This is a genomic window from Moraxella lacunata (assembly GCF_002027545.1).
GTDB classification, from domain to species: Bacteria; Pseudomonadota; Gammaproteobacteria; order Pseudomonadales; family Moraxellaceae; genus Moraxella; species Moraxella lacunata.
This window is the reverse complement of record NZ_MXAN01000115.1, coordinates 1-8397: the sequence shown is the minus strand read 5'-3', so window position 1 is coordinate 8397 and position 8397 is coordinate 1. Positions and strand designations below refer to the sequence as shown.

The 8397-nt window shown below is 46.1% G+C and carries 4 protein-coding genes, 2 tRNA genes and 1 pseudogene; 3 read left to right on the top strand and 4 right to left on the bottom strand.

Annotated features, from left to right (window positions below; all coding sequences use genetic code 11):
- Positions 1–346, top strand: a pseudogene (locus B5J94_RS13175) (hypothetical protein); the annotation flags it as partial.
- A 289-nt stretch (positions 347–635) separates the two neighbouring features.
- Here B5J94_RS13175 and B5J94_RS13170 read toward each other — a convergent pair.
- The 4 genes from B5J94_RS13170 to B5J94_RS13160 all read right to left on the bottom strand — a co-directional run bounded on the left by B5J94_RS13170 (position 636) and on the right by B5J94_RS13160 (position 7080).
- Positions 636–2243 (bottom strand): efflux transporter outer membrane subunit, encoded by a 1608-nt coding sequence (locus tag B5J94_RS13170; protein WP_228144605.1) that lies wholly within the window; start codon positions 2241–2243, stop codon positions 636–638.
- Positions 2234–2356, bottom strand: a complete 123-nt coding sequence (locus tag B5J94_RS15075; RefSeq protein WP_255216913.1) for a hypothetical protein — start codon at positions 2354–2356, stop codon at positions 2234–2236. The genes B5J94_RS13170 and B5J94_RS15075 overlap by 10 nt, the downstream gene beginning before the upstream one ends.
- Before the next feature lie 89 nt (positions 2357–2445).
- Positions 2446–5592 carry an efflux RND transporter permease subunit gene (locus tag B5J94_RS13165; protein ID WP_062498167.1) on the bottom strand — a complete coding sequence of 1049 codons (3147 nt, stop codon included), beginning with the start codon at positions 5590–5592 and terminating at the stop codon, positions 2446–2448.
- 9 nt (positions 5593–5601) lie between these two features.
- Positions 5602–7080 carry an efflux RND transporter periplasmic adaptor subunit gene (locus B5J94_RS13160; protein ID WP_079364189.1) on the bottom strand — a complete coding sequence of 493 codons (1479 nt, stop codon included), beginning with the start codon at positions 7078–7080 and terminating at the stop codon, positions 5602–5604.
- A gap of 541 nt (positions 7081–7621) precedes the next feature.
- On the opposite strand from B5J94_RS13160, the gene B5J94_RS13155 reads away from it, so the two are divergent.
- Both B5J94_RS13155 and B5J94_RS13150 read left to right on the top strand, forming a co-directional pair.
- A tRNA-Cys gene (locus B5J94_RS13155) sits at positions 7622–7695 on the top strand.
- Positions 7696–7718: 23 nt separating this feature from the next.
- Positions 7719–7805: transfer RNA gene (locus B5J94_RS13150), tRNA-Leu, on the top strand.
- Positions 7806–8397 lie beyond the last annotated feature (592 nt).

Genomic DNA, 8397 nt, shown 5'->3' with positions numbered 1-8397 from the left:
AGATTTGGGGGTCGGTTCACCCAAAGACGGTGATGAAAACACACTCCTTGCCCCTGTAGAGATTAATTTTGGGGAGAGCTGTATTTATCTGTTTGGCGACACCTTTGGGCAAGAAGATGAAGCGTGGTGCCAAGGACAGGTATTAGGCATCAGTTACACCGAATTTTTTGGCGTGCCCATCACACTCTTTGATGTGGCGATTTTGCGTGAGCATAATGCCGAAGCCTTTGTGGTGCGTATCGCTGCCGTCAGCAACGAACAAAACAGCCAGATTCAAGTGCAAGACTACATTCAAGCAAACATCTGGCTACAAGTGGCAATCTACGCTGACAACCAACAAAAGTAATCACGCCAGCAATTTTGGTGTATAAATTGCAATCCATTCCACTTCATATCTTAGGACGTGCCTACCATTGATAACATTTTTTGAAATAAAATGAAAATTTAGGGTGTGCCTACCTTTGGTATTTGCAATGAAAAATGAGANNTTTTTCAAGGAAAAAACGTAAGCGGGCATGCCCTAAAAGCCATGTTTAAACAGCATCTTTTAATAACATTTTTCATTCCATTGCTTACTTTATGACAAAACAAAAGTCCGCAACCTAACACAGATTGCGGACTTTTTGATGGCAAAATCAAGGGGTTACTTGCTCAGGTTCACTCTCATCGGCAGGTGTGATGGCAGTTGTTGATGAGCCAGTGGCAGGCATGGTAGTCGCCTGTGCATCATTGGTTGTGGCAAGCTTTGTTGCCACACCATCGACATTCGATGGCTCTACCACGCTGATGTTATTAGGCTCAAGCTGTACAAGCTCTGGGCTAGTGACAGTATTAACCCCTTTGATTTGGGCATTTGCCATCTGCTCATCGGTAGCAAGACTCGCCGTCTGCATGGCCTCACGCTGTTTGTTAAAGTTTGTGATCTGCTCAGCCGAGAGCGTTGCTCCCCCGCCCAACACTTGATACAGCTCAATCTGACTTAGAATTTTTTGTAATTCCAAGTTCAAAATACTTTGCTGATTGGCAAAAAGCGAACGCTCCGCATCTAACACATTAAGATAATTATCAAGCCCCGAACGAAAGCGTGCGTGAGCGATGTTATAGGTCTCTTGATAATTCTTTTGTAGTTTATACTGCGAGTTAAGCTGATACTCCATAGTGGCACGGGTAGCAAGCACATCAGAGACTTCTTTAAATGCTGTTTGAATGGCTTTTTCATAGCTCACTAACGCACTTTTTTGGGCAATTTGTGCCATTTCATAATTAGCACGTCTATATCCTGCATCAAAGATTGGCAAGCTAATAGATGGACCTACCGACCAACTAAACGCCCCTGACTTGAATAAATCCCCCAAATCAGTGGAGCCATAGCCGATGTTGCTTGACAGTCTAATGCTAGGAAAATAGGCAGCACGAGCCACATTGATGTTCGCTCCTGCTGCTTTTAGGCGATGTTCGGCTTGGACGATGTCAGGACGATAGTATAACAGCTCACTGGGCAGACCCGTACTAAATAGACTTTGCGTGGTGATATTATTTACCCCTAAATCAGGCAATAGCTCCACAGGTATCGGGGCTCCCAATAATAACTGCAAGGCATTTTTTGCTTTTAAGATATTAGTATCTGCCTGATAGACTGCCAATTTGGCAGATTCTAGCGACGCTTCGGCTTGCAGACTGGTTGATTTGGCATCAATGCCCGCCTCAAAACGCTTATTGTTAATGAATAGCGAATGCTCACGGGTTTTTAACGTTTCTAGGGCGAGCTGACGTTGTGCCATGGCATAACTAAGATTGACATAGCCTTGGGCGATTGCTGAAATGATAGAAATTTGAGCGGCGTCTTTGGCGGAATTTTGTGCCAGATAGTCATGTAGTGCCGCTTCTTTGGCACTAGCAACCCGACCCCACAAATCAAGCTCATAACTTGACAGGGCAAGTCCAACATTATAATTGGTGCTAGGATTTCTATCACGAGCATCTGCCCCACGAGTTGCCCCACCTGATACGCCAATATTGGGGTAGGCATTGGCATTGGTGATCTGATACTGAGCCCTGGCACTTTGCACCGCCAAGATGGCTGATTGTAAGTTTTTATTGTGAGTCAGACCCATTTCAATCAAGGCTTTTAATTTAGGGTCGGCATAAAAATCCTGCCAACGCACGCCTGCCAAACTTGGTGCCTCAGGCGTGCTGATGGTTGTGTTGGCATCAAGCACTTCATAAGGCAACTCTACAGGCACTTTTGGCTGAGCCAGTACACTTTGTGATTTTTGGGAATGGTACTACACGCAGTCATGAACAAGGCAAGCGTGCTTAGCATGAACACACGTGATGTTTTTATGTTATTTTTCATAATATCTCTCTTTAACCAAATTAGCCCAAATCATGTCATGATACACAATACAGGCTAATTTGGCAATGTCTTCCTATTGGTTGCCACGCTTAGGCGTTATGAACGTCCGCATTCGTTGTCTTTTTATATTTGTGGGGGAAAATCGAACGCACCCACACATAGAACATCGGAATAAAGAACACGCCCAAGAAAGTCGCCGTGATAACACCACCGACCACACTCGTACCAACAGCGTTTTGGCTACCAGAGCCTGCCCCTGTGGCAATCATCAGTGGTACCACGCCAATACCAAAAGCAAGCGATGTCATGATAATCGGACGCAGTCGCATACGAGCTGCTGTCATGACCGACTCTTTTAGGGATTTGCCTGACTCTTGGATTTCTTTGGCAAATTCAATAATCAAAATGGCGTTTTTGGCGGACAGACCAATGACCGTCAATAGACCCACCTGTAAGTACACATCATTGGCAAAACCACGGAGCATGGTAAAGATAACCGCACCGACAACCCCAAGCGGAATCACCAGCATGACTGAGAACGGAATCGACCAGCTCTCATACAATGCCGCCAAACATAAGAATACCACCAGCATAGAGATGATATAAAGTGGCAATGCTTGACCGCCTGACTTACGCTCTTCTAGCGACAGACCCGTCCATTCATAGCCAATACCCTCGGGCAGCTGTGCAATCATCTCTTCCATAGCAAGCATCGCATCACCGGTACTCTTACCGGGGGCGGCAGCACCTTGGACGTTTAGTGATGATAAGCCATTATAACGGTTCAAACCGGGGCTACCAAACTGCCATTCGCTGTCTGAGAACGCCCCAAAGCTAATCATCTGCCCCTGAGCATTACGCACGTGCCATTTACTGATGTCCTCAGGCGTGGCACGGCTGTCAGGATTGCCCTGCATATAGACCTTTTTGATACGACCACGGTCAATGAAGTCATTGACGTAGCTACCCCCAAAGGCTTGGGCAAGTGTGGCATTGACGGTTGCCATATTTAGGTTATAGGCAGCCGCTTGTTCTTGGTTGATGTTGACTTTGAGCTTGGGGGCGTCTTCTTGACCATTAGGACGTACACCGACCACGTTCTCGTTTTGGGCGGACATGCCAAGTAGCATATTACGAGCTTCTAACAGTTTGGCATGACCCACACCGCCGATGTCTTGGAGTTGTAAATCAAAACCACTGGCGTTACCAAAACCTTGAATGGCAGGTGGGGCAATCGGATACACAAGTGTCGCCTCTGGAATCATGACATTTAGTGCCATGGCACGCCCTGCAATCGCCTGTGCCACGCTGTCTTTGGACGTTCGCTCGCTCCAATCTTTTAATTTGACAAATGCCAAGCCAGCATTTTGACCACTTGCCCCAAAGCTAAATCCTGAGATAGTAAAGACTGACTCTACATTATCCGCCTCTTGTTCACGGAAATAACCGCCCACTTTTGCCATGACCTCTTCGGTTTGGTCAAGCGTTGAGCCCGCTGGCAGTTGCACCAACGTCATTAGCATACCTTGGTCTTCTTCTGGCACAAATGAGCTTGGCAAACGCATAAAAATCAATGCCATCACAGCAATCACGCCTGCATAGACAATGGCAAAGAGCCATTTGGCATTAAAGGTTTTACCAACAAAATTCTCATAACCACGACTGGCTTTAAAGAAAAAGCGATTAAACCAACCAAAAAAGCCTTTTTGGGTATGAATGTCTTTATGAGCTTGGCGTTTTAAAATGGTTACACATAAAGCAGGGGTAAAAATCAGTGCAATCACTGCCGACAGCGACATACTGGTAATAAGCGTTACGGCAAACTGACGATAAATCACCCCCGATGAACCACCAAAGAAAATCATCGGAACAAAGACCACCGACAAGATAAGGGCGATACCAATAACCACTTTACTAATCTCGCCCATCGACTGAACGGTCGCATCTTTGACCGAAATATTTGGGTCTTCTTCTAAGATACGCTCCACGTTTTCCACAACCACAATGGCATCATCGACAAGCAGACCAATGGCAAGCACCATCGCAAACATGGTCAAGATATTAATGGTAAAGCCAAAGAACAGCAGTACCGCAAACGTCCCTAGGATAACCACTGGCACTGCAAGCGTCGGGATAATGGTCGCACGCCAGTTCTGCAAGAATAAGAACATGACTAGGAACACCAACACAATCGCCTCTAACAAGGTCATGACGACTTGCTGGATAGATAACTTAACAAACGGTGTGGTATCATAAGGCACAACGATTTTTAGCCCCGCAGGGAAGCCTTGTGATAACTCGTCCAATCGCTCCTGCACCGCTTCACGCACTTCTAGGGCATTAGCACCAGAGGCGAGCATGATGCCCATACCAGCGGCTTCTTGTCCATTATAGAGTGTTTTTACCGCATAACTCTCTGAACCTAGTTCAATATCCGCCACGTCTCGCAGATAGACTTTCGCCCCTGACGTGTCGGTTTTTACTAGGATATTACCGAACTCTTCAGGTGTCTGCAAAAAGCTTTGTACACTCACGGTGGCGTTAATCACTTGACGGTCAAGATCGGTTGGCAAATTAGCAAGCTGACCTGCTGAGACCTGCACGTTTTGGGATTGTATCGCTGCCGAGACGTCCGATGGCATGAGTGAGTAAGATGACAGTTTGGCAGGGTCTAGCCAAATCCGCATGGCATAAGGCGAGCCGAACACATTTAGCGAACCCACGCCATTGACACGGCTTAGACTGTCCACCACGTTTGAGTTAATGTAGTCGGCAATGTCCGACTGGGTCATACTACCATCTTCTGAGATAAAAGACGCTACCATCAAGAAACTACTGCTTGACTTGTTTACCGATACGCCTTGACGTTGTACATCAGCAGGCAGTGAGCTGGTCGCTGCTTGTAGTTTGTTTTGTACCTGTACCTGTGCGGTGTCTGGGTCTACGCCATTTTCAAAGGTCAGCGTGATGGATGCCGAACCATTGGCTGATGAACTCGATGACATGTACATGAGTCCATCAAGCCCTTTCATTTGCTGTTCGATGACCTGCGTTACGGTGTTTTCAACCGTTTCGGCATCAGCACCTGGATAGACGGCACTGACCGACACCGTTGGCGGGGCAATCTGTGGATACTGCTCAATGGGCAAACTGCGTACCGCAATGATACCCACCAGCATAATCAAAATAGCAATAACCCACGCAAAAATGGGTCGCTCAATAAAATACTTTGACATCACCTACCCCTATTGTGCCACGTCATCAGCAGCATCTGCCATCGCTTGGGCTTCTGCCTGTTCGTCACTATCATCTGCTAGTGCTGGGTTTTGAGCAGGGGCTGTTGGTGTCTGTGCTTGTTGTGCCTGCTGTCCTTGACTGGCTCCACTTTGTTGTGATGCTTGGGCGTTAGGAGCTTGGCTGGGGGCTTGGTTAGGGTTCTGTACAGGTCCTTGGGCGGGGGCTTGACCTGCTCCTTGGGGATTTTGACCATTTGGTGAGTATGGACGTGTCTCAACCGCTTGCTCGGGCTTGACCTTGGCACCGCCAACCACGACCACACTCTCGCCATTGGTTAGACCATCGGTCACCACCCATTGACCTTGGAACGTGCCTGCGGTCTTGACATTACGCACTTCAATTTGTTTGTTTTGATTAACCACATAGACCTGCGTTTCGCCTTTGGGTGTGCGAATGATGGCGGTTTGGGGCAATAGCATGGCGTTATGCACCACTGACTGGGCTAGGTTGGCATTGACATACATCCCTGGGATGAGCAGCCCGTCAGGGTTTGGAAATACTGCTCTTAGCTTGACCGCCCCTGTCGCCTCATCCACGCTGGCATCTGAGAGTGCCAAACGCCCGATGAGTGGATAAGTCTCACCATCTTCTAGGACGATTTGTACTTCTGTTGAGCCTTCACTGGCTTGACCACTTGCCATCTGCTGACGCATTCTTAGGAGTTCTGATGATGACTGACTGATGTCCACATACACCATGTCAGTGCGTGAGATGGTCGCCAGTGGCGTGGTTTGACTGGCGGAGACCAATGCCCCTGCGGTGACCGCCGATATGCCGATTTTACCACTAATCGGAGCCCGAATGATGGTACGACTCATGTCAAGCTGACTGGCATCACGATTTGCCTTGGCGCTGTTGATTGACGCATTGGCTTGATTGACACTGGCTTTGGCAGCCTCCACATTCGCCTGTGCGGTTCTCACGGCAGTTCTGTATTGGTCGTAGAGCTGTTTTGAAACCGCATCAATATCAACCAACCCCTCCACACGAGCCAAATCCGCCCGAGCTTGGGCAAGGGTCGCCTCTTGGGCAGCAAGACTGGCTCTGGCACTAATTAGGCTCGCCTCCGCCGTCTGAATGGCGGCGATACTGCTGTTGGCAGCACTGATGTAGTTATCACGGTTTAGGCGGTACAACTCTTGTCCTGCCTTGACATAACTACCCTCTTGGAAAGCAACAGACTCAATAATGCCCGTCACCTGTGGACGCACCTCAGATGTCTCAACCGCTGTCACACGCCCCGAGAAGGACTTGACCACGGGTATTGACCGAAGGGATACCGTCTGCACTTCTACGGTCGCTGGGGGCATTTGCTGAGCAGCACCCGCTCCTGCACCGCCTGCCCCTTGGTCGTTTTTGCCACAACCCACTAGGGCGGCGGTCGCCACAAGCACAGAAAATGTTAATACTTGTAAATTAAATTTCATAAAAACCTGCTTACTATATATTAGGGCGTGCCTACCATCGATAACATTTTATAAAAATAAGGTAAAACCCAACATTTTAAATCAATTTTTACATGAAAAACGTACAATTCCCCTGCCTTTTTAAACGGGCATTTTTCATTGCAAATATCAAAGGCAGACACACCCCAAAGCAATCATAAAAAAGAGTTTTAGGGTTTTGCTTTTTTGACTATATTAAGAATGTTCACTCCAAAGACTGATGTCAAATCACGGATTAATCAATAAAAACAAAACGCTAAAGTCATTGCATTTTGGATAAAATGCCTGTTTTTTTTAAAACAGCTAAACTTGACTATTATACTCTAATTTATCCCAAAAGTTATGAATTTTATTGACCTTAGTACCAAAAAAAGTGCTTGATTTTTTGGGCTAGTTTTGAACAATACAACCGTTTTTTTATAAATTTTTGACGAAAATTTTCAAAATTTTTTAAAAAATACTTGCAATTTTTTAAAAACATGATATTATAGCGACCACTTAGCTCATTGACTGGCTAAGATATGGCTGGGTGGCAGAGTGGTCATGCAGCGGACTGCAACTCCGTGTACGCCGGTTCGATTCCGACCCCAGCCTCCATTTTTGATTGCTTTTAGCAATCCGCCCGGGTGGTGAAATTGGTAGACACAAGGGATTTAAAATCCCTCGCTCTTTTGAGCGTGCCGGTTCAAGTCCGGCTCCGGGCACCATTCATTTAAAATCCTTAGATACTCTCTAAGGATTTTTTATTTGTCCAAATAAATCATCTAACATCCGCCCCACTCCATCTATACTCCTTTAATTTAAAAATATACACCCAATAAACTTTAAAATTACCATAAACACAATGATGTTTGGGTGTAGCCTTGTGCAGTAATGTCATCAAAGGGCATGTTCAACACATCTCTACAAATCCGTGGTTATATCAAGTTTGTTAGGCATAAACCTTAAAACAATCCCATTTTATCAGCAAACAAAAAACCAAATCCGAATGTCGAATTTGGTTTTAAGCGATTTTCTAGGGCGTGCCTGCCTTTGGTATTTGCAATGAAAAATGAGAAAAATCGCACGTTTTTCAAGGAAAAAACGTAGGCTGATAGTTATTCTATCAGACAAGTTTTTGACGCAGAAAAACAAGATTTAGCCATTTTTCATGCAAAAATGGTTGATTTACTTCTAAATTTTTAAATTGTAAATAGTGTTATAAAGGGCAGGCACGCCCTAACAAAAAGCTCTTGGAAATGGGGTATGGCTGTATCCGAAAAACCCCCAATCCGAACCTTATATACCAACCGAACTTAA